Annotated in this window: 27 protein-coding genes; 16 read left to right on the top strand and 11 right to left on the bottom strand. The window is 57.0% G+C overall.

Annotation, left to right across the window (positions count from 1 at the left end):
- Nucleotides 1-30 precede the first annotated feature (30 nt).
- Nucleotides 31-621 (top strand): GNAT family N-acetyltransferase, encoded by a 591-nt coding sequence (locus L1065_RS11580; RefSeq protein ID WP_237095633.1) that lies wholly within the window; start codon nucleotides 31-33, stop codon nucleotides 619-621.
- A 15-nt stretch (nucleotides 622-636) separates the two neighbouring features.
- The gene (locus L1065_RS11575; protein ID WP_237095632.1) at nucleotides 637-1,026 is read left to right on the top strand and encodes a DUF4149 domain-containing protein; all 390 of its coding nucleotides are present in this window, start codon (nucleotides 637-639) and stop codon (nucleotides 1,024-1,026) included.
- On the opposite strand, the gene tgt is transcribed toward L1065_RS11575, so the two are convergent.
- Nucleotides 1,023-2,153, bottom strand: coding sequence for a tRNA guanosine(34) transglycosylase Tgt (gene tgt, locus L1065_RS11570; protein WP_237095631.1), 1,131 nt, complete (start codon nucleotides 2,151-2,153; stop codon nucleotides 1,023-1,025). The two genes, L1065_RS11575 and tgt, sit on opposite strands and share 4 nt — an antisense overlap.
- A 65-nt stretch (nucleotides 2,154-2,218) precedes the next feature.
- Here tgt and L1065_RS11565 point away from each other — a divergent pair, with 65 nt between their 5' ends.
- The 5 genes from L1065_RS11565 to L1065_RS11545 all read left to right on the top strand — a co-directional run bounded on the left by L1065_RS11565 (nucleotide 2,219) and on the right by L1065_RS11545 (nucleotide 5,948).
- Nucleotides 2,219-2,830 (top strand): hypothetical protein, encoded by a 612-nt coding sequence (locus L1065_RS11565; RefSeq protein WP_237095630.1) that lies wholly within the window; start codon nucleotides 2,219-2,221, stop codon nucleotides 2,828-2,830.
- Nucleotides 2,831-2,896: 66 nt separating this feature from the next.
- On the top strand, nucleotides 2,897-4,285 hold the full coding sequence (gene rimK, locus L1065_RS11560) for a 30S ribosomal protein S6--L-glutamate ligase (protein WP_237095629.1): 1,389 nt from the start codon (nucleotides 2,897-2,899) through the stop codon (nucleotides 4,283-4,285).
- Complete coding sequence (locus L1065_RS11555) at nucleotides 4,282-5,130, top strand: DMT family transporter (RefSeq protein WP_237095628.1); 849 nt, start codon at nucleotides 4,282-4,284, stop codon at nucleotides 5,128-5,130. The genes rimK and L1065_RS11555 overlap by 4 nt, the downstream gene beginning before the upstream one ends.
- Before the next feature lie 80 nt (nucleotides 5,131-5,210).
- Nucleotides 5,211-5,570: an SUF system Fe-S cluster assembly protein gene (locus L1065_RS11550; protein WP_237095627.1), complete on the top strand. Its 360-nt coding sequence runs from the start codon at nucleotides 5,211-5,213 to the stop codon at nucleotides 5,568-5,570.
- A 12-nt stretch (nucleotides 5,571-5,582) separates the two neighbouring features.
- Complete coding sequence (locus L1065_RS11545; protein WP_237095626.1) at nucleotides 5,583-5,948, top strand: iron-sulfur cluster assembly accessory protein; 366 nt, start codon at nucleotides 5,583-5,585, stop codon at nucleotides 5,946-5,948.
- A gap of 12 nt (nucleotides 5,949-5,960) precedes the next feature.
- Here L1065_RS11545 and L1065_RS11540 read toward each other — a convergent pair whose 3' ends face one another.
- Nucleotides 5,961-6,866: an isopenicillin N synthase family oxygenase gene (locus tag L1065_RS11540; protein WP_237095625.1), complete on the bottom strand. Its 906-nt coding sequence runs from the start codon at nucleotides 6,864-6,866 to the stop codon at nucleotides 5,961-5,963.
- Between the two features lie 104 nt (nucleotides 6,867-6,970).
- Here L1065_RS11540 and tpiA point away from each other — a divergent pair, with 104 nt between their 5' ends.
- On the top strand, nucleotides 6,971-7,723 hold the full coding sequence (gene tpiA / locus L1065_RS11535; protein ID WP_237095624.1) for a triose-phosphate isomerase: 753 nt from the start codon (nucleotides 6,971-6,973) through the stop codon (nucleotides 7,721-7,723).
- A gap of 44 nt (nucleotides 7,724-7,767) precedes the next feature.
- On the opposite strand, the gene L1065_RS11530 is transcribed toward tpiA, so the two are convergent.
- From L1065_RS11530 to L1065_RS11510, 5 genes are all read right to left on the bottom strand, one after another.
- A complete protein-coding gene (locus L1065_RS11530) occupies nucleotides 7,768-9,144 on the bottom strand; it encodes a TRAP transporter large permease (RefSeq protein ID WP_237095623.1) in 1,377 nt (458 codons plus the stop codon).
- A gap of 3 nt (nucleotides 9,145-9,147) precedes the next feature.
- Complete coding sequence (locus tag L1065_RS11525) at nucleotides 9,148-9,840, bottom strand: TRAP transporter small permease (RefSeq protein WP_237095622.1); 693 nt, start codon at nucleotides 9,838-9,840, stop codon at nucleotides 9,148-9,150.
- A gap of 82 nt (nucleotides 9,841-9,922) precedes the next feature.
- The gene (locus tag L1065_RS11520) at nucleotides 9,923-10,924 is read right to left on the bottom strand and encodes a DctP family TRAP transporter solute-binding subunit (RefSeq protein ID WP_237095621.1); all 1,002 of its coding nucleotides are present in this window, start codon (nucleotides 10,922-10,924) and stop codon (nucleotides 9,923-9,925) included.
- 242 nt (nucleotides 10,925-11,166) lie between these two features.
- Entirely contained in the window at nucleotides 11,167-12,387 is a 1,221-nt protein-coding gene (locus L1065_RS11515; protein ID WP_237095620.1) for a sigma-54 dependent transcriptional regulator, read from the bottom strand.
- Nucleotides 12,384-14,156 (bottom strand): ATP-binding protein, encoded by a 1,773-nt coding sequence (locus tag L1065_RS11510; RefSeq protein ID WP_237095619.1) that lies wholly within the window; start codon nucleotides 14,154-14,156, stop codon nucleotides 12,384-12,386. Before L1065_RS11510 ends, L1065_RS11515 begins: the two co-directional genes overlap by 4 nt.
- Nucleotides 14,157-14,217: 61 nt before the next feature.
- On the opposite strand from L1065_RS11510, the gene L1065_RS11505 reads away from it, so the two are divergent.
- Nucleotides 14,218-15,369 (top strand): cytochrome P450, encoded by a 1,152-nt coding sequence (locus tag L1065_RS11505; RefSeq protein WP_237095618.1) that lies wholly within the window; start codon nucleotides 14,218-14,220, stop codon nucleotides 15,367-15,369.
- Here L1065_RS11505 and L1065_RS11500 read toward each other — a convergent pair.
- Nucleotides 15,364-15,825: an Lrp/AsnC family transcriptional regulator gene (locus L1065_RS11500; RefSeq protein WP_237095617.1), complete on the bottom strand. Its 462-nt coding sequence runs from the start codon at nucleotides 15,823-15,825 to the stop codon at nucleotides 15,364-15,366. The genes L1065_RS11505 and L1065_RS11500 overlap by 6 nt on opposite strands.
- A gap of 140 nt (nucleotides 15,826-15,965) precedes the next feature.
- Between L1065_RS11500 and cysG the strand changes: the two genes are divergently transcribed.
- The 6 genes from cysG (at nucleotide 15,966) to L1065_RS11470 (ending at nucleotide 21,387) form a co-directional block, all read left to right on the top strand.
- Complete coding sequence (gene cysG, locus L1065_RS11495; protein ID WP_237095616.1) at nucleotides 15,966-17,369, top strand: siroheme synthase CysG; 1,404 nt, start codon at nucleotides 15,966-15,968, stop codon at nucleotides 17,367-17,369.
- Entirely contained in the window at nucleotides 17,366-17,665 is a 300-nt protein-coding gene (locus L1065_RS11490) for a DUF2849 domain-containing protein (protein ID WP_237095615.1), read from the top strand. The genes cysG and L1065_RS11490 overlap by 4 nt, the downstream gene beginning before the upstream one ends.
- On the top strand, nucleotides 17,665-19,329 hold the full coding sequence (locus tag L1065_RS11485) for a nitrite/sulfite reductase (protein ID WP_237095614.1): 1,665 nt from the start codon (nucleotides 17,665-17,667) through the stop codon (nucleotides 19,327-19,329). The genes L1065_RS11490 and L1065_RS11485 overlap by 1 nt, the downstream gene beginning before the upstream one ends.
- Nucleotides 19,319-20,050 carry a phosphoadenylyl-sulfate reductase gene (locus L1065_RS11480; RefSeq protein ID WP_237095613.1) on the top strand — a complete coding sequence of 244 codons (732 nt, stop codon included), beginning with the start codon at nucleotides 19,319-19,321 and terminating at the stop codon, nucleotides 20,048-20,050. The genes L1065_RS11485 and L1065_RS11480 overlap by 11 nt, the downstream gene beginning before the upstream one ends.
- A 12-nt stretch (nucleotides 20,051-20,062) precedes the next feature.
- Entirely contained in the window at nucleotides 20,063-20,470 is a 408-nt protein-coding gene (locus L1065_RS11475) for a DUF934 domain-containing protein (protein ID WP_237095612.1), read from the top strand.
- Nucleotides 20,471-20,556: 86 nt separating this feature from the next.
- On the top strand, nucleotides 20,557-21,387 hold the full coding sequence (locus L1065_RS11470; protein ID WP_237095611.1) for a ferredoxin--NADP reductase: 831 nt from the start codon (nucleotides 20,557-20,559) through the stop codon (nucleotides 21,385-21,387).
- A 91-nt stretch (nucleotides 21,388-21,478) separates the two neighbouring features.
- On the opposite strand, the gene L1065_RS11465 is transcribed toward L1065_RS11470, so the two are convergent.
- Nucleotides 21,479-22,519 (bottom strand): hypothetical protein, encoded by a 1,041-nt coding sequence (locus tag L1065_RS11465; protein ID WP_237095610.1) that lies wholly within the window; start codon nucleotides 22,517-22,519, stop codon nucleotides 21,479-21,481.
- Between the two features lie 226 nt (nucleotides 22,520-22,745).
- On the opposite strand from L1065_RS11465, the gene infC reads away from it, so the two are divergent.
- Nucleotides 22,746-23,291, top strand: coding sequence for a translation initiation factor IF-3 (gene infC, locus L1065_RS11460; protein ID WP_237095708.1), 546 nt, complete (start codon nucleotides 22,746-22,748; stop codon nucleotides 23,289-23,291).
- A 95-nt stretch (nucleotides 23,292-23,386) separates the two neighbouring features.
- On the opposite strand, the gene L1065_RS11455 is transcribed toward infC, so the two are convergent.
- Complete coding sequence (locus L1065_RS11455) at nucleotides 23,387-24,172, bottom strand: xanthine dehydrogenase family protein subunit M (protein WP_237095609.1); 786 nt, start codon at nucleotides 24,170-24,172, stop codon at nucleotides 23,387-23,389.
- A gap of 3 nt (nucleotides 24,173-24,175) precedes the next feature.
- Entirely contained in the window at nucleotides 24,176-26,545 is a 2,370-nt protein-coding gene (locus L1065_RS11450) for a xanthine dehydrogenase family protein molybdopterin-binding subunit (RefSeq protein ID WP_237095608.1), read from the bottom strand.
- Between the last annotated feature and the right edge of the window lie 18 nt (nucleotides 26,546-26,563).

Here is a 26,563-nt window from a genome sequence, read left to right as displayed (position 1 = left end):
TGGATATTTATAAACAAAAGAAGATAGACGATGGGACATTGTGTTTGGCCTGACCCTGTGACCTTGACCGGCACCTATGTGCGCCTGGAACCGCTTGCGCAGAGGCATTGTGCCGATCTGCAACAGGCGGCTGCGGATTTGCAGGGTCTGTGGTATACTTGGGTGCCGTCAGTCGACGGCATGGCCGCCGAAATTGAACGGCGCAATGCCTTGTCAGACATGCGGGCCTTTGCGGTGGTGGATCAGCAGACAGGCCAGGCGATGGGCATGACAACCTATATGAATATCGACGTGGACAATGCCCGCGTTGAGATTGGATCGACGTGGTTGGGCAAAGACATTCAACGCGGGCCGTGGAACACGCAAGCCAAGCTTTTGATGTTGGCCCATGCGTTTGAAGTGCTTGGCTGCATCGCGGTCGAGTTTCGCACCCACCGTTTGAACAGCCAGTCGCGCCGCGCGATTGAACGGCTTGGCGCACAGCTGGATGGCATCTTGCGCAATCACATGAAAACGCAAGGCACAGGGCATCGCGACACGGCCGTATACTCAGTTATCGAGAGCGAATGGCCCGTCGTCAAAACGCATTTGCAGTGGCAGTTGGACAAGCCACGCGCCTAACCTATCTGGCAGGGCATGGATATGATTGCTCTTCTTTTGCTCAGCACAACCTTTGGCGGGATGGTGCTGTTTTCGTTCGGATTTGCCGTGCTGATGTTCAAGCTGTTTGACAAGGCCGAGGCCCGTCGCGCCATTCGGGGCAGTTTTCCCTATTACTACCTTGCAATGATTGTGCTGTCGGCGCTCTGCGGGGCGGTACTGATCGCCGTGAATTGGCAGGCTGCGGTGGTGCTTGGGGCAGTCGCAGTGACGACACTTTATGCACGTCAGAGCCTGATGCATCGCATTAACGCCGCAACCGACGCAGGGCAGACATCTGCGTTCAAACGGCTGCACGGGGTGTCGGTTGTCTTGCAACTTGCACAAATTGCCGCCGTAGGATGGGCGATTGTGGTCGTGGCCTAAAGCGGCTCGATATCGCCTTGGGCGCGGGTGGCGTGGAAATCACGCTCCCATGCGTCAAAAGTGCCGCCCGCAATTGCTGCGCGCATGCCTGCCATGATTTCCTGAAAATAGTGCAGGTTGTGCCATGTCAGCAGCATGCCGGAGATCATCTCTTGGGCGCGGAACACGTGATGCAAGTAAGCCCGTGAGTAGTTTGCGCATGCAGGGCACGTGCAGTTTTCATCCAATGGGCGCGGATCATCGGCGTGGCGCGCGTTCTTGATGTTCACCACCCCGTTGCGCGTAAACACCTGCCCCGTACGCCCTGATCGCGACGGCAAAACGCAATCCATCATGTCGATACCGCGCTTTACGGCACCGACAATGTCATCGGGCTTGCCCACGCCCATCAGGTAGCGCGGCTTGTCCACGGGCAGTTGATCAGGCGCATAGTCAAGACAGCCAAACATCGCCTCTTGGCCTTCGCCCACGGCCAGCCCGCCCACTGCGTACCCCTCGAACCCGATGCTTTGAAGCGCCTCGGCGCTTTCGGCGCGCAGGTCTTCTTCCAAGCCCCCTTGCTGGATCCCAAAGAGTGCATAGCCCGGGCGGTCGCCAAAGGCCGTGCGCGAGCGATCGGCCCACCGCATCGACAGCCGCATGCTTTCGGCGATACGCGTCTTATCCGCAGGCAGAGCAGGACATTCATCGAAACACATAACAATGTCAGAACCGAGCAGCTTTTGGATCTCCATCGAGCGTTCGGGCGACAGCATGTGTTTGGATCCATCGATGTGGGATTTGAACGTCACACCATCTTCGGTCAGCTTGCGCAGGTCAGCAAGGCTCATCACCTGAAACCCGCCGCTGTCGGTCAGGATCGGCTTGTCCCAATTCATAAATTTATGCAGCCCGCCAAGCCGATCAATTCGTTCGGCGGTGGGCCGCAGCATTAAGTGATAGGTGTTGCCAAGCAAGATATCCGCGCCTGTGGCGGCCACGCTTTCGGGCATCATCGCTTTGACCGTGGCAGCGGTGCCCACGGGCATGAACGCAGGCGTGCGAATATCGCCGCGCGGTGTGTGGATGACGCCTGTACGCGCCTTGCCATCGGTATGGTGCAGATCAAATGAAAAGGGAGTGGTCATGGTGAAATCCAGTAATGCCCAATGCCCGCCCCACTTAGGTCAAATTACATGCCTAGCCAAGCGCCATGCGATCTGTTCTTACATTTCTGGCGGCCCTTGCCATTTGGAGCACGCTGCCGTCACCCGGTTTGGGTGCGGCCACTTGTGCGCCCGTCGATGGCTACGAGATCACAGCCAGCGGGGTCAAGCCGACGCGATTGCCAACGCCAAAGGCCGCGCAGTTCTGCCAACCAACCCCGGTGCAGGACGCAAACTCATATCGCACGATGGCAATCGGTGATCTGTCGCCGTCCCTGCTGGATCAGTTACCAGATGCGCCGATCCGCCTGTCCATCGCCAGTGCAATGGCTGCGACATCGCAATTCGTCCACCCCATCAAAAAGGTGATGAAGGCGCTGGACGGACAGGTCCCCGCCATCGACAATTTGCCCGCTGGAATGGCCTGCCTTGAACAAGAAGAGGTCCGCATTTGCCTTCTTGAACAGCAGCCCCCTTTTTCGGCCATCCCGTTGGTGTGTGAAGCCCAAGCATGCCTTGCCGCTTTCACATTCGGGGACAGTCTTGTCGTCCAAGTGAGTTGGCCGCGCCGAAACGATGACGATATGGCCCAATGGCAGGCGCGCGTTTTGGCAACCCAACTCCAGTTGCGCGCCTTGTTTATCGACCCTGAAAGTTAATCCACATTGTGAGCGGCCATCGTGCTTGCTACAGTCCAAAACTTGGAAGCCAAGCAGGTCATAAAAATGAGCGATCAAGACGACATCCGCGTTGGTTGGGAGGAATGGCTGTCCCTGCCCGATCTGGGGCTGCCCGCTTTGCGTGCCAAGGTAGATACGGGCGCCAAGACCAGCGCGCTGCATGCGTTTGACATTGAACCTTTTGGGCGCACCCGCCCGCGTGTTCGGTTCATGGTGCAACCCATTCCGACCCGTCCTGATCTGGTGATCGCATGTTCCGCCGACATCAAAGACCAGCGCGAGGTGACATCGTCCAATGGCGAAAGCGAGATGCGCTATGTGATTGAAACGATGGTGGAAATGGGCGACCGTACATGGCCCATCGAGGTCACGCTGACCAATCGTTCTAACATGAATTACCGGATGCTCTTGGGGCGCCAGGCGCTTGGTGACGGGGTGACCGTGGCGCCCGGTGACCGGTTTTGCCAGCCAGAGCTGAGCCACGATGTCTATCACACCAAACGCGTCCGTGAGACTGCACCAAACCGCGCCCTGCGCATCGCGGTGCTGTCGCGTGAAAACAACTATTCAACCCGCCGACTTGTGGAAGAGGGCGAAAAACGCGGTCACGGTGTCGAGGTGATTGACACCACCCGCTGCTACATGGCGATCAATGCCACCAGCCCCGAGGTGTATTATGATGGCAAACGGCTGCCGCGCTTTGATGCCGTCATTCCACGTGTGGGCGCATCCATCACCAGCTATGGCACTGCCATCGTGCGTCAGTTCGAGACCCTTGGCACCTATTGCGTGAACGGCGCAGATGGGATCACCGCCAGCCGCGACAAACTTTACGCCCACCAGATGTTGGCACGCGCGCGGATCGGCATGCCCACGACCGCCTTTGCCGCCTCGCCCAAAGATACCGCCAATTTGATCAGCCTTGTGGGAACGGCCCCGCTGATCGTGAAACTGCTGGAAAGCACCCAAGGCAAAGGCGTTGTTCTGGCAGAAACGAAAAAGGCCGCAGAATCCGTGATTGATGCCTTTCGCGGCCTGAAAGCCAGCTTTTTGGTGCAGGATTTCGTCAAGGAGGCCGCAGGCGAGGACATCCGTTGTCTGGTGATCGGCGGCAAAGTCGTCGCCGCCATGAAACGCACATCGGCGGGCGATGATTTTCGCAGCAACCTGCACCGTGGCGGCACCGCCAAAGTGGTGCGCATCAGCAAAGAAGAACGCGATGTCGCGTTGCGTGCCAGCCGCACGTTTGGTCTGGGCATGTCAGGGGTGGATCTGTTGCGCTCATCGGATGGACCGAAGGTGTTGGAGGTTAATTCCTCACCGGGACTTGAGGGGATCGAAACAGCGACGGGCAAAAACATTGCCACGCTGGTCTATGATGCGATCGAAAAACGCGTGCGCCCTGCCCCAGTGCGCAAGCGCAAAACCAAATGACACTGACGGTTTTTTGCGTCGTCGTTCTTGCCGCGCTGTTACATGCAACGTGGAACGCGATGGTCAAATCGGGCAGTGATAAGTTTGCGGGCATGGTCGCAATGGGCCTTGGCCAATCTGTCTTTGCAGGGCTTGCTTTGGTGTTTTTTCCAATGCCTGCGCTTGAGGCATGGCCCTATCTTGTGGCCTCAATTGTTTTGCATCTTGGCTATCAGGCCTTTCTTCCGCTGTCGTATCAGCTTGGCGATCTGAGCCAAGTTTATCCTTTGGCGCGTGGGTCTGCACCTTTGATTGTCGCGGCCGTAAGTGTGGTATTTCTGGGCGTCAGTTTGGCGATGGCCGAACTGCTTGGGGTGTTTTTGATCGGCATTGGCATCGTGTCGCTTGGACTGGTGCGCGGCATGGACGGGCTGCGCAATCCTGTTGCCGCAGGCTCGGCATTGATTACGGGCTGTTTTATCGCAGGGTATTCCTTGGTTGACGGATACGGCGCGCGTGCGGCTGGCAGTGCGGTGGGGTTCTTCGCCATGTCGGCCCTTGGGACGGGGTTAACCTATGCGATTGGTGTTGAAATCATGCGCCGTGGTACGTGGCGGGCGGTGCGCAAACAGGGCATCCCGCGCGCCCTTGTGGCAGGGGGTGCATCTTTTGTTGCCTACGCGATGGTGGTATGGGCCTTCACCCAAGCCCCCATCCCACTGGTCACCGCATTGCGCGAAACATCTATCATTTTTGCGCTGTGTATCGGTGTTTTCATCATGAAAGAGCGGATTGATCTGGGTAAAGTCATGGCGGTCGCAATCACCCTGACGGGGGTGGCACTGACCCGTTTTGGCAAAAGCTGATTAAAATGATCAGATACGCCCCTAGACGACAGGGCCGTAAATCCCTATCTATTTGGTCAGGAAAACAGGACATCTGAGCCATGAACGACGCGACGCCAATGGAGGGCACCCCCCTCATCAAACCTTCCAACACAGAGCATCCGCTGTATGACAATATCGTGGATGCCTGCCGCACGGTGTATGACCCCGAAATCCCTGTGAATATCTATGATCTGGGGCTGATCTACACCATCGAAATCAACGACGAGAACGAGGTTCATATCCTGATGTCCCTCACAGCCCCCGGCTGTCCGGTTGCGGGCGAAATGCCCGGTTGGGTCGCTGACGCTGTTGAGCCATTGGCAGGCATCAAGCAGGTTCAGGTTGATCTGGTTTGGGAACCCCAGTGGGGCATGGACATGATGTCTGACGAAGCCCGGCTTGAACTGGGATTTATGTAAGGAGCATTTGAAATGTTCGGAATACCAGGCAAACAAGCGGTCACACTGACCCCTGCTGCATCTGCACAAATCGCCAAGCTGATGGAAAAAGACCAGCACGAAGGTCTGCGCATCGGCGTTAAAAAGGGCGGCTGCGCGGGCATGGAATATACCATGGAATATGTCACGGAAATCAATGCCTTGGACGAGGTTGTTGAAGTGGATGGCGCACGGGTAATGATCGCCCCTATGGCGCAGATGTTCCTGTTCGGGACCGAGATCGACTACGAGGTGTCGTTGTTGGAAAGCGGCTTCAAGTTCCGCAATCCGAATGTCACCGACGCATGTGGTTGCGGCGAAAGCATCAAGTTTGACGAGGCACTTACCGCAGGCCAGTAAGTGGTCCGCGATCTAATGCGTTTGCAGATGGACGTAGGTCTCATTGTAGCGCGCAGATAGATGGTCGCCTGCGCGGATGACTTTGCCCGAACCCAAAGGCGCGACATTTGTGTCGTCATTTGGGTTAAAGAAAAGCGGCACGGAAATGCGTTCAAAGGCACCGCCCACAACACGGTGCGGCGTTGCTTTTACGGCCCCGTTTGTCCACATCTCAAGCATTTCGCCGAAATTGATGATGAACGTCCCTGGCTGTGCTTGCACAGGGATCCAGCCGCCCCCGCGTTTGCGTACTTCCAATCCCGGTTGCCCATCGGTGGCCAAAAACGTCAGGCAACCATAGTCCGTGTGGGTCGCAATTCCGAAATCCTTTGCACCGGCCCATGCGGGACGTTCGGGATAGTAATTGCCCCGTAGCAGCGCCATCGGCGTGTCGAATTTATCATCGAAAAACGCAGCATCTTGGCCAATGGCGCGTGCGATACCAGACAAAACCCGCATGGAGATGCTGCGCGCCTGCACAAAATACGCCTCAATCGTCTCTTGGAACCCTAAGGGCAGATCAGGCCATTGGTTTGGCGCGTAGAACTGCACCTTTGCGCGTGCATCCTCCGCTGGCACCTCGACTCCGCAATCAAACACCTGTTTGTAGTCAGGGTTTGCGTCTGGATCGACCTGTTCTGATCCTGCACCGCCCCACCCCCTATTTGAGCCCGTCTTGGCCATATCGATCCGTGCTTTGGCCGTATCTGGCAGACGAAAAAACATGCGGTATTGATCAATTACTGTATCGACCTGCTGCGCGGACAGGCCCGTGTTGTGCAACGTCATAAATCCAACCGTCTGTGCCGCATCACGCACTTTTGCAAGCGTTGCAGGGTCTTGCTCGAACAGCAATTGCGCGTCGATTTCGGGGATCATCAGCTTGGCCTTTCGTAAGTGGCACATCCCTACCCCAAGCATCTACCTTGACGCAATGACACACAGTTGCGAAGGGTAAAGGGAGGACTTTGAAAGGGCGACCCATGCGACGCAAACTGGCGGCAGGAAACTGGAAAATGAATGGCGGTGGTGCAGAGCTGACCGAAGTGGAGGCACTGCTTGCAACACACACGAACCCCAAAGTCGACGTGCTTTTATGCCCCCCTGCCACCCTTTTGCACCGTATGGGCCAGACCATCGGAAACAGCGCCATCGCGACGGGTGGGCAGGACTGCCATCAAAATGAAAACGGCGCACACACAGGCGATATCAGCGCGGCCATGGTTGCCGATGCAGGCGCACGGTTTGTTCTGACGGGTCATTCGGAACGGCGCACTGACCACGGTGAAAGCGATGCATGTATCCGCGACAAAACCCGTGCCGCATGGGACGCAGGTCTGACTGCAGTGGTCTGCATCGGTGAAACGCTGGCCCAACGCGAGGCGCAAAACACACTCGATATTCTGATTGGGCAGCTGGCGGGGTCTATCCCCGACAATGCCACAGGTGAAAACCTGGTCGTCGCCTATGAACCTGTTTGGGCCATTGGCACAGGCAAAGTCGCCAGCCTCGATCAGATCGGCGAAGTCCATGACTTTATCCGCATGCGGCTGGAACGACGCTTTGGCGAAGGTGTCGGCCGTTCTGTGCGCATCCTTTATGGCGGGTCGGTCAAGCCGGACAACGCAAGCGACATCTTTGATGTATCGAATGTAGATGGCGCTTTGGTGGGGGGCGCAAGCCTTAAGGCGGCGGACTTTGGTGCGATCATTTCAGCTCTCGAAGCCAGCATCTGAAATCAGACACCGTCACGAAAAAGGGGGCCCGCAGGCCCCCTTCTCTAATTCAGGATCAACTCGGGCCCCATAAGCGAATTCGGCAGAACCGTCGAAATCCACGGGATGTAGGTGATCATGATCAGGAACACAAAGAGCACCGCCAAAAACGGCAACGCCGCTTTGACAACGCTCATCATCGGCATTTTCGCCACGCCCGAGGTCACAAAGAGGTTGAGCCCGACAGGCGGTGTGATCATCCCGATCTCCATGTTCACAACCATGATGATACCAAGGTGGATAGGATCAATCCCAAGCTCAATCGCAATGGGGAACACCAATGGCGCCACAATGACCAGCAGGCCCGACGGCTCCATGAATTGCCCGCCGATCAGCAGGATGATGTTGACCATCACAAGGAACATCACAGGACCAAAGCCCGCATCCAACATAGCTGCGGCAATGCTTTGGGGCACTTGCTCGTCGGTCAGCACATGCTTGAGGATCAGCGCGTTGGCGATAACGAACAAAAGCGTCACCGTCAGTTTACCCGCATCAAACAGGGTTTGCTTGGTGTCTGGATGCACGAACGCCGTCAGCACAGCCCACGGTTTGCGTAAAAGCGATGTGTTGGCATCAGGCCCCGTTGTCGCCAAAGGCCCCATATCACGGTAGACAAAGCTGGCGATAAAGAACGAATAGACCGCCGCAACCGCCGCCGCTTCTGTGGGTGTGAAGATACCGCCGTAGATGCCGCCCAGAATGATGACGATCAGGAACAGCCCCCAAAACGCATCAAGGCCAGAGCGTCCAATCTCGCCCCACCCAAGCCATTCGCCTTTGGGAAGGTTGCGCACTTTGGCCAGCACGTAAATCGTGACCATCAGCATCAGGCCCGCCAAAAGCCCCGGCAGAACACCGGCAAGGAACATGCGGCCCACCGAAACCTCAACAGCCGCCGCATAGACCACCATCACGATGGACGGCGGGATCAGGATGCCGAGCGTGCCAGCAACACAGATCACACCTGCCGCGAACTCCTTGGTATAGCCCACCTGCCGCATCCCTGCGATCACGATTGAGCCGATGGCAACAACGGTTGCAGGCGATGACCCGCTTAGCGCGGCAAAGAGCATACAGGCAAAAACACCCGCAATCGCCAATCCGCCCGGAAGGTGCCCGACACAGGCAATGGAGAAACGGATGATCCGCCGCGCCACACCGCCTGTCGTCATAAAGCTGGATGCCAGCACGAAAAACGGGATGGCCAGCAAGGTAAAGTGGCCCTCAAACGCCTCAAACAATGTCCCCGCGATCGACGACAGCGAGGTGTCCGAAAACATCAGCAGAAACAATGTGGATGACAGACCAAGGGCCACGGCAATCGGCACACCGATCATCAGCAGGCCGATGACCATGGTGAATAGAAGAACAACATCCATGGGTTAGACTTTCTCTTCGTCTGCGCGGTTGGCCGCGTCTTCAATATCGTCCTCGTCCAACTCGTGGCTGGCGACCAGACGGTCCTGCGTTCCGTTCAAGATGCGAAAGGCCGCTTGGGTAAAGCGCAGCAGCAGCAGCGCAGCCGACAGCGGCAAAACCAGATACGGCACCACCTTGGGCAGCTTTTCGTATTCATCGCCGTAGTTAATGGCCCCTTCGAGGAACGTCAGGAACGGCAGCATCGGCACGTCATCGACCTCGTAGAAGGATTGGCTACGGGCATCGAAATTGAACCCCGTGGGGAACCAGCGGCCAGAGGTAGGCGGCAAATCCGCAAACACCGCCCAATAATCGTAGCACCCTTTCAAAAGCAGCAGCGAAAACACCAAGCAGGCAGACACGGCCACAAGCCCCATCACCTTGCGTCCCGCCGGTGGCATGATGTTGACCAGCGCATCCACGCCCAGATGTGCGTTTTTCTTTACCGCATAACTGGCCCCAAGCAGAACCAACCAGCCAAACATAAAGACCGTTGCCTCAAGCGCCCAAAGGACGTTGCCGCCCCAGATGTCAAAAAACCGCGCCAGTACATTGGCGAATGTTACCAGTGTCATGGCCCCTAAAAGAGCCGCGATAAGCGTCTCTTCAATCGTGTCTATGAACCCGGTGGGCCCACCTGTCCCGTGCGATGCCATTGCCCCGCCCCCAATTGGATGTGTTGAAATATCAGTGAAACAGCAAAGGGCACCCCGCTGAAACGGGATGCCCTGAATTGGCTTAGAAGCCTGCGTTGATCGCTTGTGCCGCGTCGATGTTTTCCTGACCGACGTCGCCTGCGAATTGCGCCCAAACGGGTTTCATCGCATCGACCCACTGCTGGCGCTGCTCTGGTGTCAGCTGACGGATGGTGCCGCCTGCTTCAACGATCGAGTTCTTCGCCGCTTCGTTGACTTTGAAGCTTTCGCCGTTCCGCGCTTCTGTGACTTCTGACAGGATCGTCAGGAACTGGTCGCGCACATCGGCGTCCAGACCTTCAAGCCAGTCAACCGAGGCCACAACAAGATAGTCGATGATGCCGTGGTTTGTTTCGGTCACGCCGTCCTGGACTTCGAAAAACTTACGTCCAAAGATGTTCGACCATGTGTTTTCCTGACCGTCCACAACACCTTGCTGCAGCGCGCCATAAACTTCCGAAAACGCCATCTTCTGGGGCGAGCCACCGATGGCTTCCATCTGCGCAACCAGAACGTCAGACGATTGCACGCGGAATTTCAGGCCATCTGCATCTGTCGGCAGAACAAGCGGCACATTGGCCGACATCTGCTTCATGCCATTGTGCCAGAACGCCAGACCTTGCAGGCCGCGGCGCTGCATGCTGTCTTTCATCGCCTGACCCGCGTCCGAGGCTTGGAACGCATCAACCGCCTCGATGTTTTTGAACATGAACGGCAGGTCAAAAATGCGGAACTGCTTGGTGAACTTTTCAAACTTCGACAGCGACGGTGCGGCCAGCTGAACATCACCCTGCAACATCGCTTCAAGCACTTTGTCGTCGTTATAAAGTGTCGAGTTGCCAAAGACTTCCATGCAGGCTTTGCCATTCATTTCATCGTTTACGCGTTGCTCCAGCAACGATGCAGCAATCCCCTTGGGGTGCTTGTCGGTGTTGGTTACGTGGCTGAACTTGATAACCACTTCGCCAGCATCACAGGCAGCTTGGCCTGCGGTGGCCGAAAACGTCAGCGCGACAGCAGTCGCAGCAGCGGCAAGATATTTCATTGGGTGTCCTCCCTAGACATCAATTGATAACGGCGCCCCGATAGAACAGGACGATCCGGCGGTAAGAAAACCTTGCGCCAGCGATCCTCACAAGCATGTTATCGCACAAGAGCGTAAACCTCGTATATCTGTTTAATATCAACGTCTTGCCAAACATTCGGATTGGGCGAAAACCATATATGTGCGGGATTTCGCACAGATGTTAGCGCCACTGTGCGGAAAACCGCACAGCCTGATGACCGTTACTCTTTGCGGTAATCCTCGGGCCGAAGCCCGTGTTTGGCCAGTTTGTCATAGAGCGTTTTACGCGGCAGTTTGAGGGCTTTTGCCACATCTGACGCGCGGCCCAGATGACGTTTCAAAGCCTGATCCAGCAAAGACCGTTCAACCTGCACCATCTGATCGGCCAGCCCCATCTCACCGCCTGATGCCAAATCGCTGACCCCAAGCGCATATCGCATCGCCGCCGATTGCAGTGCTCGCGCATTGCCTTCCCAATCATCGGCCATCAGCTGGACAAACACATGCGGCGGAACATCAGGGCGCGCCAAGCCACCGTGTTCACAGGCCTGATCAAGGTAGTGGCTGAACAAAACAGGGATGTCTTCTTTTCTGGATCGCAACGGCGGGATGACAATGGTCAACGGATCAACGCGGTAAAACAATTCACCGTTGAACTGGCCTTCCATCACCAAACCGCGCAAATCGCGCACCGCCGCCAAGATCAACCTGACATCTTCCCGACAATCGGCCAGCACCGATTGCAACGATGGCGGCAGCGCCCAAATCTCGTCCAAAAACAGCGTGCCGCCTTTCGCGGCCTGTATCGCTTCGTGCAACGCCAGTGGGTCCAGCCCGCCGCAGACGCGTTTGACAAACGGGGCACCTGATCCTGCACTCAAAAGATGAACGACCTCGGCCACCTTTGATGTGCCACTGCCCGCCTCGCCCGTGATTAACACGTCACCGCGCGCGGCCGCCACGCGCCGAACCTGATCGCGCATCCGTTCGCTTTGCGCAGAGACACCAAACAACATGCGCGACGCCGCATCGCCTGTCTCTTGTTCAGCCTTGTGGGCGCGTAGCTTCAGGGCCGTGGTGCGGTGTGCTTGGGCCTTTCCCAAAGTCTCGGTCAAAACATCCGCAGGACAGGGTTTTTCAAGAAAGCCAAAGGCCCCCATCTGCATCGCCTGAACGGCCTTGGGCACATCGGCTTCGCCTGTCAGCAAGACAACAGGCAAATCTGCATCAATGGCACGGGTGTATTCCAGCACATGATACCCATCCCGACCGGGCATCCTGATGTCGGTCAACACCACACCTTCGAATGAGCGGGTAATCTTATCTTTGGCGACGACAAAAGAACTGGCCACATGAGGCTCAAAGCCATGCAAGGCAAGTGTTTGTCCGATCGCGTCGCGCACATCGGCGTCATCATCAATGATCAAGACAGGGCGCGTCATGCTGCAAGGCTCGCTTCGGACAAGGGCAGATGGATGGTAAATTCCGCCCCGCCCTGTGGATGGTTGCGGCCCATGATTTGCCCGTCAAAGCTCTGGATCAGCCCATATGATATGGACAGCCCAAGTCCCATCCCGTTGGCCGCCCCGATATCCTTGGTGGTGTAAAACGGCTCAAACAACTTGTCTGGTGCCTCCAGCCCTGTGCCCGTATCGCGCACCTTCAAAACCGCCTGACCATCCCCCCCAGACAGGGTGATCGTCAGCACCCGCCGCTCCTTATCGGCCATCGCGTCGGCGGCGTTGCTGATCAAATTGACAAGCACCTGCTGCATGCGCACCTGGCCTGCGCGGGTGATGACGGGATGATTGGGTGGGGTCCAATCCAGCTTGATGGCTTCGGCGCTCAGACGTGGCTCGGCAATGGCCAGTGCCTCGGATACGACATCCACAAGGTTCACGTCCTCCAAAGGTTCGCTTTCATTGCGTGCAAAGGCGCGCAGGTTTTTGATGATGCGCCCGGCGCGGCGCGACAATTCGGCGATGCGCCCAAGATTGTCACGCGCCGTCGCCGTATCGCCTTTGTCAAGAAACGCGCGTCCGTTTTCGGCAAATGATCCGATAGCCATAAGCGGTTGGTTCAACTCGTGGCTGATGCCTGCCGACATCTGGCCCAAGGCGCTCATCTTGCCAGCTTGCACCAGATCGCTTTGGGCCCGGCGCAAGGCGGCTTCGGCTTCCTGCCGTTCAGCGACCTGAGCGCGCAAGTCCATGTTCAGCTTCTCAAGCTCTTCTGTGCGGCGTGTTACACGCCCTTCCAACTGCGCATTGGCCAAAGCCAGCACGCGACGACGCTCCATCGCCATGACCAGACCCAACCCGAAAACCAGACACAGCGCCGCTGCGAACCCCGCCTGCAATTGCGCCAACCGCATCACCGGCGCGACATCGATCAATGCTTCGCCCTGCATCCCGATCACCGGCAAAGGTTGCACCAAATGCAAAGCGCGCGGTGGGATGTAGGGTCCAAAGTCCATCTCCCAAACCTCGTGGCCCGACATCACCTGCGGTGTCACGGGCGGAAACGGCAAGAGATCGGCATCTGCATATTCAGCTGTCAGGGCTTGGGTCGCCTCGCCTGCACCAAAGCGGCGCATCACCAGTTCTGATCGGTTGGTCACGAAAACCACATCCAGTTCGTCACGGAAAAACACCGCCGCCGTGTCCCCCCGCCAACCGCTTTCGACCCCTTCGATATCCACCGCAATCAACACAGCCCCAATCGCTGGTCCACTGGAGGAAAACACAGGTGCCGCATAAAGAAACAACCGCTCCCCTTGCGCACCAACCAGATGATAGCTGCCCAATGCGCCTGTCATAGCGCGAATGAAATAAGGTTTGTTGCGGTGATCCAGCTGCAATCGGGGCGCGCCTGTATGGGTCACTTCGCGGCCCTGCGCATCCAGAACCGCAATGGCAAAACTTGTTGTCTTATCGGCCGTTTGCCGCAGGAAATTTGATGGCTCCCCATACCCGATTGCAAGCTCTGCGCGCACTTGCGGGTGTTCGGTCAGCAAGACCGCCAGTTGCGCATAGGCCTGCAGCTGCGTTGTCAAACGGTCCGCCGCCAAGCGCAGATCGGCCTGCCCCCGTTTGGAAAGCTGCGACATCCCCTGCGACAGGCTTATGCGATACACTCCTGCCGCAAGCACAGTGGCAAGGGCCAGAACGGCAGCAATCAGCATCCAGCGAGAGGTCATAACGCGTGTCATAGGCGCCAACCTACAAAAAACCCACTTGCCTTGACCAGCCACATTCGCGCAAGCCTGTGATATGCAAAGCATTCGTCAAAACCCTCAAGACCCGCTACTCAACGCGAGCCCCTATGCGTTTTACGAAAGATTGCGTGCAAAAGGCGAATTGGTGTTTTGGGAAGACTATGGCATGCCGATGGCCACATCTCATGCGCTGGTCCAATCCCTTCTCAAAGACCGCCGTTTCGGACGCGAGGCGCCTGCCTTTGATGTGCCTGATCATCTGCGTCCGTTTTACGATATCGAAGCCCACTCCATGCTAGAGCTTGACCCGCCCCGCCACACACGGCTACGCAAATTGGTGCTGCATGCGTTTACATCGCGGCGCATCAAAGAGCTTGAACCGATGATCCGTGCCGAATGTAGACAACGGATTGCCGCCTTCCCCGAGGGGCCTTTTGATCTGCTGGCACAGTATGCAGAGCCGATCCCCGTCACAATCATCGCTCGACTTTTGGGCGTGCCCGATACGATGTGCGACCAGCTTTTGGCGTGGTCCCATGATATGGTTGCGATGTATATGGCGGGCCGCGATCGTAGGGTCGAGGACACCGCAGCCCAAGCCGCAAGCGCGTTCGCCACATTCATCCGTGGTTATATCGACGCAAGGCGCAACACCCCCCGCGATGATCTGATCACCCAACTCATTGCCGCCGAAGAAGACGGCGCACATCTAAGCACCGATGAGATGATCACCACCTGCATCCTTTTGCTTAACGCAGGCCATGAAGCAACCGTGCATACCATTGGCAACGGCGTTTTGGCCTGTTTGAAAAACGATTGTAGGGATGTCACGGAGGGGCTGATCGAAGAGATCCTGCGGTATGACCCGCCCCTTCATATGTTCACCCGTTGGGCGAAAGAGGACGTGGAGGTGATGGGCCATTCCTTCGCCAAAGGCGATCCTGTGGGTTTGCTCCTTGGGGCGGCGAACCATGATCCAAAAGTATATGATCGCCCCGCAACGTTTGACCCGACACGCCGCGTGGTGGCACATACGGCTTTTGGCGGCGGCATTCATTTTTGTGTGGGCGCACCACTTGCGCGGCTCGAACTCAAAATCGCGCTGGAAGAGCTTTTTGCAGCCCGCCCGACCCTTCGGCTCGAGGGGTCACCCGGCTACAAAAACGCATACCATTTCCACGGGCTCGAGCGACTGACCGTTTCATAGCGGCAACGCGCTTGTCGATTTGATCTCCTCCATGCTCAACAAAGCGGTCACATTGAAAACGCGCACTTCTGAAATCAACGCCTGATAGAACGTGTCATAGGCACGCGCGTTTTGTACGCGCACCTTCAAAATATAGTCAATATCGCCCGCCAATCGATGCGCTTCCTGCACCTCTGGCCGTTCTTTGAGCGCTTTCAAAAACGCCGCCTGCCATTCAGCCTCATGCTCTGACGTGCGGATCAGCACAAAAAAGCATGCCTCAAACCCCAAGGCTTCCGCATCCAGCTTGGCCACCTGCGCTCCGATCACCCCTGCCTCTCGCAACTTACGAATCCTGTTCCAGACAGGTGTCTTGGAACTGCCCACCTTCACGGCAATGTCATCAAGGCTCAGGCTTGCATCGACCTGCAACTGCGCAAGGATTTTCCGATCAATCTCATCAAGTTGGACTGGCATTTGCATTTCCCCTCATGCTTGGAACGCTGGTTTGAATCAGCCAACTCAGGCTGAACATACGTTCCTATTACCATAGCCATATGGCGTTTAATAGGAACATTATCCTATATTGCGGGTAAGTTTGAAGCAGGATTTCCGCAATGAAGCACTTTCCCATCTTTGTCGCCGTTGAAGGCCGCCGCATCGTCGTATCGGGCGGCGGTGAAGCGGCATTGGCCAAGCTGCGCCTGTTGCGCAAAACGCAAGCCCATATCACGGTCATCGCCCCGGACGCGGCCCCCGACATCCAGACGTGGGCCAAGCAAGGCACTGTTACCTTGCTGCCCCGCGCGATGGAACCTGGCGATGCAATCTGCGCTGTGCTGTTTTACGCGGCAAACGAAGACGCCGCGGAGGACGCGCGCGTGGCACGTCTGGCACAAGCCGATGGCGCACGCGTTAATATCGTCGACAACCTCGCCGACAGCCAATTCATCACCCCCGCCATCGTAGATCGTGACCCCGTCACAATCGCCATTGGCACGGAAGGCGCCGCCCCTGTTCTCGCACGCAAAATCAAACGCGACCTCGAAGAACAGCTCCCTGCCTCGCTCGGCGTTCTGGCACGCATCGGCAAAGGCTTTCGCTCAGCCGTCGATGCCTTGCCGATGGGTCGCATTCGGCGCGACTTCTGGTCAGACTTCTACTTTTCCAGCGGGCCTGCCGCCCTCTCAAAAGGCGGCGAAGAGGATGTTCACGCGACCCTGTCTTCATTGTTGTCCAAATACCTAAACACCACGCCCGCAAAGGACGGTCACGTGGATCTGGTGGGCGCAGGTCCGGGTGATCCTGACCTTCTTACCCTCAAAGCACGCAAGGCTTTGGATGTTGCCGATGTGGTGATCCATGACCGCCTGGTCAGCGCAGATATTCTGGAACTGGCCCGCCGCGAAGCCATCATGATTGATGCGGGCAAAACGGGCTTCGGCCCCGCGATGGCGCAAGAGGATATCAACGCGCTGATGGTCGATCACGCCGCCCAAGGCCACCATGTCGTGCGTCTGAAATCGGGTGATCCAACGGTATTTGGCCGATTGGATGAAGAGATCAACGCATTGGACGCAGCAGGCATCACATGGGCCATCGTGCCCGGGATCACCGCCGCCTCTGCTGCGGTGGCCAGCATCGGCCAAAGTCTGACAAAACGTAAACGCAACGCGGCCGTAAGGCTGATCACAGGCCATGATATGCACGGATATGCAGATCATGACTGGCGCGCGCTTGCCCGAGAAGGCGAGGTCGCGGCCATCTACATGGGCAAAAAATCGGCCCGCTTTATCCAGGGCCGTCTGCTGATGCACGGCGCTGCCGCCACGACCCCTGTAACCATCGTTGAAAACGTCAGCCGTGTGGAACAGCGCAGTGTGCATTGTGATCTGGCGCAATTGGCCGATGTCTTGGCTGCAACAGAACTGACAGGCCCTGCCCTGATGCTTTACGGTCTTGCCCCCCGCGATGCGGTTTCGGTGGCCCAAACAATTCCACAACAGGAGGCCGCCCAATGAGCCGCCCATTTACCAAAGTGATAACTGCCAACGCATTGCTGGAAGGCGACGTGATTTACTGGACCGAAGAGGCCACATGGACCCGCCACCTGTCCAAAGCAGAAGTGTTCGAGGATGAAGCAATCGCAGATGAGCAATTGATGACGGCGTCAGCGCAAACGGACATCGCGGTTGGGGTCTATTTGGCCGACGTGCATCTTGAAAATGGCCTGCCTCAGCCCACCCATTTTCGGGAAACCTTCCGCACGAAAGGTCCGTCCAACTATGCACACGGCAAGCAAGTGGAGCTGAATTAATGTATAAATATAATGACTTCGACGCTGCCTTTGTCGCTGAACGCAACAAACAGTTCCGCGCGCAGGTGGCACGCCGTATCGACGGATCGCTGACAGAAGACGAATTCAAACCCCTGCGCCTGATGAACGGGCTGTATTTGCAACTGCATGCCTACATGCTGCGTGTCGCTGTGCCCTACGGCACCCTGAACGGTCGTCAAATGCGTCAACTGGCCATGATCGCAGAGCGATGGGACAAAGGGTACGGCCATTTCACAACACGCCAGAACATCCAGTTTAACTGGCCCAAACTGCAAGACGTTCCCGACATTCTGGACGCGCTTGCCGAGGTGGAAATGCATGCTATCCAAACCAGCGGCAACACGATCCGCAATGTCACCGCAGATCATTTTGCAGGTGCCGCCGCAGACGAGGTTGAGGATCCGCGCCCCACAGCCGAGCTGTTGCGCCAGTGGTCGACGGATCATCCCGAATTTCAATTCTTGCCCCGCAAATTCAAATTGGCAGTCACGGGATCAGAAGCCGACAGGGCCGTAATCCGTGCCCATGACATCGGCATTCAGGTGGTTCGGCAGAACGGCGAGGTCGGGTATAAAATCATCGTGGGTGGCGGTTTGGGCCGCACGCCGATGATTGGCAAGGTCTTGCGCGCCTTTTTGCCCAAGCAGGATTTGCTGCCCTATGTAGAGGCCACGGTCAACGTTTGGAACCGCTTGGGCCGCCGCGACAACAAATATAAATCGCGCATCAAGATCACTGTGCATGAGCATGGCATTGAAGATATTGCGCGTCGCGTAGAAGCACGTTTCGAACAAATACGTCCGGCATTCAGCGGTATCGATCAGGTTTTTCTTTCCGAAATAGAACAATCCTTTGCTCCACCGACTTATCGCGCTGATGCGACATCCGCATTCGATGCGGCATATGAAACGGATCCTTTGTTTCGGTCATGGGCCGATACGAACCTGACCGCACATCGCAACCCAGACTATGCCATCGTCTCGATCAGTCTGAAAAAACATGGCGCGACCCCGGGCGATGCCACTGCCGATCAGATGCGGGTGATGGCAGATCTGGCCGAACGGTTCGGCCACGATGAATTGCGTGTCAGCCACGAGCAGAACATCATCCTGCCCCATGTCCACAAATCCGACTTGCCGCAGGTTTATGCGCAACTGCGCGCGGCAGAGCTTGGCACGGCCAATATCGGGTTGATCAGCGACATCATCGCCTGCCCCGGAATGGATTATTGCGCGTTGGCCACGGCCCGCAGCATCCCGATTGCCCAAGACATCGCCGAGCATTTCGACGCGTTGAAACTGGAACATGACATCGGCCCGCTCAAAATCAAAATCAGCGGATGCATCAATGCCTGCGGCCATCACCATGTTGGCCATATCGGTATTCTGGGGCTGGATCGTGCGGGTGTTGAGAATTACCAGATCACGCTTGGCGGTGACGGCACCGAGGACGCAACACTTGGCGAACGTGCCGGCCCGGGGTTTAGTGCAGATGGCCTTTTGCCCGCCATCGAGCGCATTGTGCGCACCTATCTTGAGCTGCGCCAGGACCCGTCCGAAACATTCTTGCAGGCCTATCGTCGTGTTGGAATGGCGCCGTTCAAAGCAGCGCTCTACCCCGAAAGCCAAGCAAATGCCGCTTAACGCCCCTCCCCATATCCGTGCAGCCCATCTGAACAAGCGCTACAAACACCACGGGGCGCTGTCGGTTCTTGAACGTGCGTTTCGCGATGCAGAGGTCGGAAAACTCGCGCTGGTCTCCAGCTTTGGGGCCGAAAGCGTCGTGCTGTTGCACATGATCAGTCGTATCGACGCCGCGACCCCTGTGTTGTTCATCGACACCGAGATGCTGTTTGCTCAAACTCTTCAATATCAGACAGAGGTGGCTGACAAACTCAACCTCAGCAATGTGCAAACGGTGACGGCCAAGCGCGATGATCTGTTCATTCACGACAACGAAGGGCTGCTGCACCTTCACAACCCCGATGCCTGCTGTGCCCTGCGCAAGACCGAGCCGTTGCAACGCGCATTGGCACCATATGATGCGTGGATCACGGGCCGCAAACGGTTTCAGGCGGGCAGCCGCGCCGACCTTGAGTTTTTTGAAGACGACGGCGGACAACGGCTCAAGGTCAATCCCTTGGCACATTGGGCACGTGAGGACGTTGCAGAATATATGACCGAAAATCGCCTGCCGCGCCATCCGCTGGTAGCCCAAGGCTACCCTTCCATCGGCTGCGCCCCGTGCACGAGTCCCGTTGGCGTGGGCGAAGACCCCCGCGCCGGACGCTGGCGCGACCAGACCAAAGAAGAATGCGGCATCCATATCGTGGATGGCAAAGTGATCCGCGGCAGCGCGGCATAAGGAGCAACAGATATGACAATCGTGACAGACACGGGCTTCAAAACAGATGACTGGACAGGCGGCTTTTGCCCCCTGTCTTCCCTGCCCGCAAACAACTGCGCTGGTATCGATCTGGCCAGCTCTGACGATCCAGAGACCCTGCGCGACCGCCTTGGCGAGATTGACATGGTGCGCGTGGACTTCCCGAGTTTTTCGGACGGGCGCGGATTTTCCATCGCCGTTGAACTGCGCCGCATGGGGTATATGGGACGCCTGCGTGCCAAGGGGCATGTGATTGCGGATCAATATGCGATGGCACGCCGCGTGGGGTTTGATGAGGTCGAAATTGATGACACCCTTGCAGCCCGTCAGCCAGAATACCAATGGCGCGCCCGCGCTGATTGGCGCGCACATGACTATCAGTCGCGCCTGCGCGGATAGTCCCCCCTTTTCTTGACCCACATCAATGCCTAGAACGGAGAACGGGGTGTACCCCCCGCCTGACACTTATGAACAAACGAGCTGATATGACCGAAGTCGCCACCAAGGCCATCCCCACCCTGCCCGACGCCCAAACCGTGACGGAGGTGAAACACTACACCGACCGCCTTTTTTCGTTCCGCTGCACGCGTCCGGCGTCCTTGCGGTTTCGTTCGGGCGAATTTGTGATGATCGGGCTTATGGGCGACGCCGACCCAAAGACCGGCAAGCAAAAACCGCTTTTGCGGGCCTATTCGATTGCCTCGCCATCGTGGGACGAGGAGCTTGAGTTCTATTCCATCAAGGTTCAGGACGGCCCCCTGACAAGCAAACTGCAGCATATCAAAGCGGGCGATCAGGTTATCTTGCGCCCCAAACCCGTGGGCACGCTGGTCCATGATGCCTTGTTGCCCGGCAAACGCATCTGGTTTTTTGCAACGGGTACGGGCTTTGCGCCTTTCGCATCGCTGTTGCGCGAGCCACAAACCTATGAAGACTACGACGAGGTGATCATCACACACACCTGCCGTGAAGTTGGAGAGCTCAGCTACGGGCGCGATTTGATCGAAAGCCTCAAGACCGATGAATTGCTCAATGAATTGATCGGCGAAGGCTTTTGGAAAAAGATCAAATATTACCCAACCACAACCCGTGAAGAGAGCCCCAAGATGGGCCGTATCACTGATCTGATGCGCTCTGGAGAGGCCTTTGCGGATTTGGGCGTTCCACCTCTGAACCCCGAAAGTGACCGCGCGATGATTTGCGGCAACCTTGCGTTCAATCTGGAGCTTAAGGAGATGTTTGAGGACTATGGCCTGGTGGAAGGCGCGAACTCGAACCCGCAGCATTATGTCGTTGAAAAGGCATTTCTTGATTGATCCATCAGGTAAGGTGGATTTCAATCCACCTTACGAAAAAGGCCGCCGCAGATATCTGCGGCGGCCTTCTACTGTTTAAGAGACAAAGGGCTTAGAGACCCATCGCACCTTTGATTTGATCAATCACGCCCGGGATCAGGTCAGGGTTTTCACCCGCCTTTTCAATCGCCGCTTTGATCGCTGTTTTCTGAACCATACCCAGTTCCGAACCATCGACCATTTCGATCAGCTTGTCGGCATTGAAGCCATCAGCCGTCAGCAATTCGGCCATGCCAGCCATTGCGCCCGGCGCTTCTTCTGCGGCCTCTGTCGCAGTGTCGGCAGCAGCTTCCGCTTCGTCTGTCGCAGTCTCAACAGCGTCGGCAGCGTCTTCAGCCACATCTGTTGCGGCCTCGGTTGCTTCTGCAGCTGTGTCTGTCGCAGCATCAACGGCACCTTCAGCAGCTTGCGTAGCTGTCTCGGCAGCCTCAGTCGCTGTTTCAGTCGCAGCGTCAGCAGCTTCAGTCGCTGTGTCGGTTGCAGCGTCAGCAGCTTCAGTCGCTGTTTCGGTTGCAGCTTCAGTTGCTTCTGTCGCTGTATCTGCAACGGCGTCAGCAGCCTCGGTCGCGGTCTCTGTTGCGGCGTCAACAGCACCTTCGGCCGTTTCCATCGCACCTTCTGCGGCTTCCATTGTTGCATCTGCTGCGTCGCTTGCAGTGTCCATTGCCGCATCTGCAGCACCTTCAACGGCTTCCATCGCACCTTCAGCGGCCTCAGTCGCGGTATCAACGGCCGCATCTGCAGCTTCTGTTGCGGTCTCTACAGCGCCTTCGGCAGCTTCGGTCACGGCAGTTGCAGCCCCTTCGGCGGCCTCTGTCGCAGCTTCTACGGCACCTTCAGCGGCTTCCGTGACGCTTTCGACAGCACCTTCAACAGCTTCGGTTACAGCACCAGTTGCGCTGTCAGCTGTTTCGGTTGCGGTTTCGGTGACAGCCTCAGCCGCACCTGACACGGTTTCTGTAACTGCACTCGTGGCTTCACCAGCAGCTTCGGTGGCTTGTTCGGCCATCTCCGAAGGCGTCGTGCCCGAATACCAAAAATATCCTACAGCCGCGATTGCGATCGCCGCTACACCAAGCAGAAGTTTCTTCATGCTCTTTATCCCTTTTTTAACAACACACCCCCCGTGGGAGCATCGAACATGCTATGCCATAGTCACCATTTGGATAAAAGAGGAAACGCCGCATCGCAGCATATATGGCAAACTCTGTCGTGTTTTCCCCCAACAGACAGATTGCCTGCCTTTTGCCGCTTGAAGCGCTTGGCGACAAAGGTTAGGTTTCTGCTCTGATAACAGACATAATTCAAGGAACGAACCCATAGCCCGCAGACCTCATAACGCGCCCCCACAGCGCGACACTGGCCCCCGAGTAAACGAAAATATCAAGGCCATCGAAATTCGTCTTATTGGTGCCGATGGCGACAATGTTGGCGTCGTCTCTCCCGCAAAAGCCATGGCAATGGCGGAAGATGCCGGTTTGGATCTGGTAGAGATTTCGCCAAATGCAACGCCGCCCGTTTGCAAGATCATGGATTTCGGCAAGTTCAAATATGAACAACAAAAGCGCGAGTCCGAGGCACGCAAGAAGCAAAAGACTATCGAGATCAAGGAAGTCAAATTCCGTCCGAACACCGATGTGAATGACTACAACGTCAAAATGCGTAACGTGTTCAAATTCCTTGAAAACGGCGACAAAGTGAAAGTGACGCTGCGCTTTCGTGGTCGCGAGATGGCGCACCAAAACCTTGGCCGTGAGCTGCTGGAACGTGTCGCAGAAGACACCAAAGAGATGGGCAAGGTCGAAAACTTCCCCAAGATGGAAGGCCGCCAGATGGTTATGCTTATCGGACCGATCCCGAAGTAAGCCCGAAGTAAGCCTGGCCAGCTTTGTTTCGCAAAGCCGTGTTTTAGACATACAAAACCCCAGAGGTGTCTCTGGGGTTTTGTTTTGTCGATACCTTAGGCTGCGGCTGACACGGCCCGCCCTGTCATCACCTTGACCAGATGCGCACGATAGTCAGCCGAGCCGTGAAGATCGCCGATCATGCCATCTGCGCTTACCGATAGCCCATCAAGCGCCTCCGCGCTGAAATTCGACGTGAGCGCCGCCTCTGCTTCGGTCCAGCGAAACACACCTTCTTCGGAGGCGCCGGTTACAGCGACACGCACACCATCCGCGTATTTGGCAACATACACGCCCACCAATGCAAAGCGGGACGCAGGCTGCACAAACTTCTGGTAGTTTGCTTTCTCTGGCACTGGAAAGCGGACCTCTGTGATGATTTCGCCTTCGTCCAGCGCTGTGGTAAACATGCCTTGAAAGTAGTCATCTGCCGCGATTTCACGCGCGTTGGTGATGATCGTCGCGCCCGATGCCAATGCGGCTGCGGGATAACAGGCCGACGGGTCATTATTGGCAAGGCTGCCCCCGATCGTGCCGCGGTTGCGCACCGCAGGGTCACCGATATGCGATGCAGTTTCTGCCAACGCGGGATAGGCTGTGGCCTCTGCCGCGACGGTAGCATGGGTCGTTCCACCACCGATGCAAACCTCGCCCGCATCAGACATGCAAACCCCTTGCATTTCGCTGATACCCGACAAGGACACAAGTGTTCCGGGATCGGCCAATCGCGCCTTGAGGGTCGGGATCAATGTCTGCCCCCCACCCAATGCTTGCGCCTCGCCCGACAGGGCTTTGGCTGCATCGGCAATGGTTGTGGGCCGTTCAATATCAAAAGCATACATGGGTTACGCTCCTTTGTTCATCGCATCCCACACCTTTGATGGTGTGAGCGGCATATCAAGATGGGGCACGTCATGGCCCGCGGCATTCAAGGCGTCCAGCACGGCATTCACCACCGATGGCGGCGATCCGATGGCCCCTGCCTCGCCACAGCCTTTCACGCCAAGGGGGTTGTGCGTACAGGGCGTCTGGCAGGAATGATCGACGCTGTAGAACGGCACATCGTCCGCGCGCGGCATCGCATAATCCATGTAAGACGCGCTCAGGATTTGGCCGTCCTCGTCATAGGCGCAGTTTTCCAACAGGGCTTGGCCGATCCCCTGGGCCAAGCCGCCATGCACCTGCCCTGACACAATCATCGGATTGATGATGTTGCCAAAGTCATCTGCGGCGGCGAACCGTTCAATCGTGACCTTGCCGGTATCGGGGTCCACCTCAACCTCGCAGGCATACGCACCTGATGGATAAGTGAAATTCGCAGGGTCATAAAACGCCGTTTCTTCCAAACCCGGTTCGATATCTTCAAGCGGGTAGTTATGCGGCACATAGGCCGCCAGCGTGACATCGCCCCAGGCCACGGATTTATCTGTGCCAGCGACAGTGAACTGGCCATCGGCCAATTCGATGTCCTCATCAGAGGCTTCAAGCAGATGGGCTGCGATTTTCTTGGCTTTGTTGATGATCTTTTCGGTGGCCTTGACCATCGCCGATCCACACACCGCAAGCGAGCGTGACCCATAGGTGCCCATGCCGAACGGTGTGCGCGCGGTATCGCCATGCACGATATCAATCTGGCTGGCGTCAATGCCGATCATATCGGCCACCACCTGCGGGAAGGCGGTTTCATGCCCCTGCCCGTGGCTATGGGCGCCGACCATGACGCTGATGCTGCCCGTGGCGTTCACGCGCACTGTGGCCGCATCATAAAGCCCTGCGCGCGCGCCCAACTGTCCAACAAGGTTCGACGGGGCAATCCCGCAGGCCTCGATATAGCAATTCAGGCCCAGACCACGCAGCTTGCCGCGGGCTTCACTTTCTTTGCGCCGCGCCTCAAATCCCGACAGATCAGCGATCTCGGTCAGCTTGTCCATCGTGGCATTGTAGTCGCCCGTGTCATATTCGACTGCAACAGGTGTGGCATAGGGAAACTCGGTGATGAAATTCTGACGGCGCAGGGCGATCGGGTCCACGCCCAACTCGCGTGCGGCTTTGTCCACCACCCGTTCAAGTTGGAACGTTGCCTCGGGCCGGCCCGCGCCGCGGTAGGCATCCACGGGCACTGTATTGGTAAACACCGCCTTAACATTCACATAGATAAGCGGCGTTTTGTAGTTCCCCGCCATCAATGTGCCGTGCAGCCAAGTGGGGACGGATGGTGCGAAAGTTGAAAGATAGGCCCCCATATTTGCGTATGTTTCTGTGCGAAGGGCCGTAAAATTGTTGTCTTTGTCCAAGGCCAGCTCGATTTTCGTGATATGGTCGCGACCATGCGCATCGGACATGAACGCCTCTGAGCGCGAGGCCGTCCACTTAACGGGGCGGTTCAACTCTTTGGCGGCGAAGGTAACAAAGGCTTCCTCGGCATAGTGGAAGATCTTGGTCCCGAAGCCGCCGCCGACGTCGGGGGCGACGACGCGGAGTTTGTGTTCGGGAATGCCCAAAACAAATGCGCCCATCAAAAGACGGATCACATGGGGGTTTTGGGAGGTCGTGTAAAGCGTGTGTTCTTCGTCGCTGCGGTCATAGTCGCCCACGGCCACGCGCGGCTCCATCGGGTTGGCCACAAGACGATTGTTCACCAGCTCAAGCGTCGTGACGTGATGGGCGTTTTTGATCGCCTCGTCCACGGCGGCGCGATTGTCCTCAACAAAGCCCCAATCGTAGCACAGGTTTGACGTCAGTTCGTCATGGACTTTGGGCGCACCGTCTTTGACCGCCTCTTTCATATCGACAACGGCGGGCAGCTCTTCGAGATCAAGATCAATCGCTTCAGCTGCATCGCGTGCGGCCTCGTAAGTCTCTGCAACGATTGCACAAATCGGGTCACCGACGTGGCGCACTTTGCCGTGGGCCAGCACGGGATGGCGCGGCTCCTGCATCGCTTCGCCGTGGCGGTCGGTCACTTGCCAGCCGCACGGGATGGAGCCGACAGCTTCGAAATCAGCGCCCGTAAATACGCGGATCACACCGTCCATTTTTTCGGCTTCAGACGTATCGATCCCGTTGATTTTCGCGTGAGCAATATCAGAGCGCAGGAAGTGGACATAAGCCTGTCCGCGCACGTTGATATCATCTGTGTATTTACCGTTTCCTGTCAGAAAGCGGACGTCTTCGCGGCGCGGTGTGGCGGCGCCGATTCCTCCATCTTTTGGCATTTTATTCCTCCCGTTGAG

This window comes from Nereida sp. MMG025, from assembly GCF_021654165.1.
Lineage (GTDB): Bacteria > Pseudomonadota > Alphaproteobacteria > Rhodobacterales > Rhodobacteraceae > Nereida.
The sequence above is the reverse complement of the archived record's forward strand: the minus strand, read 5'-3'. Positions and strand labels throughout refer to the sequence as shown.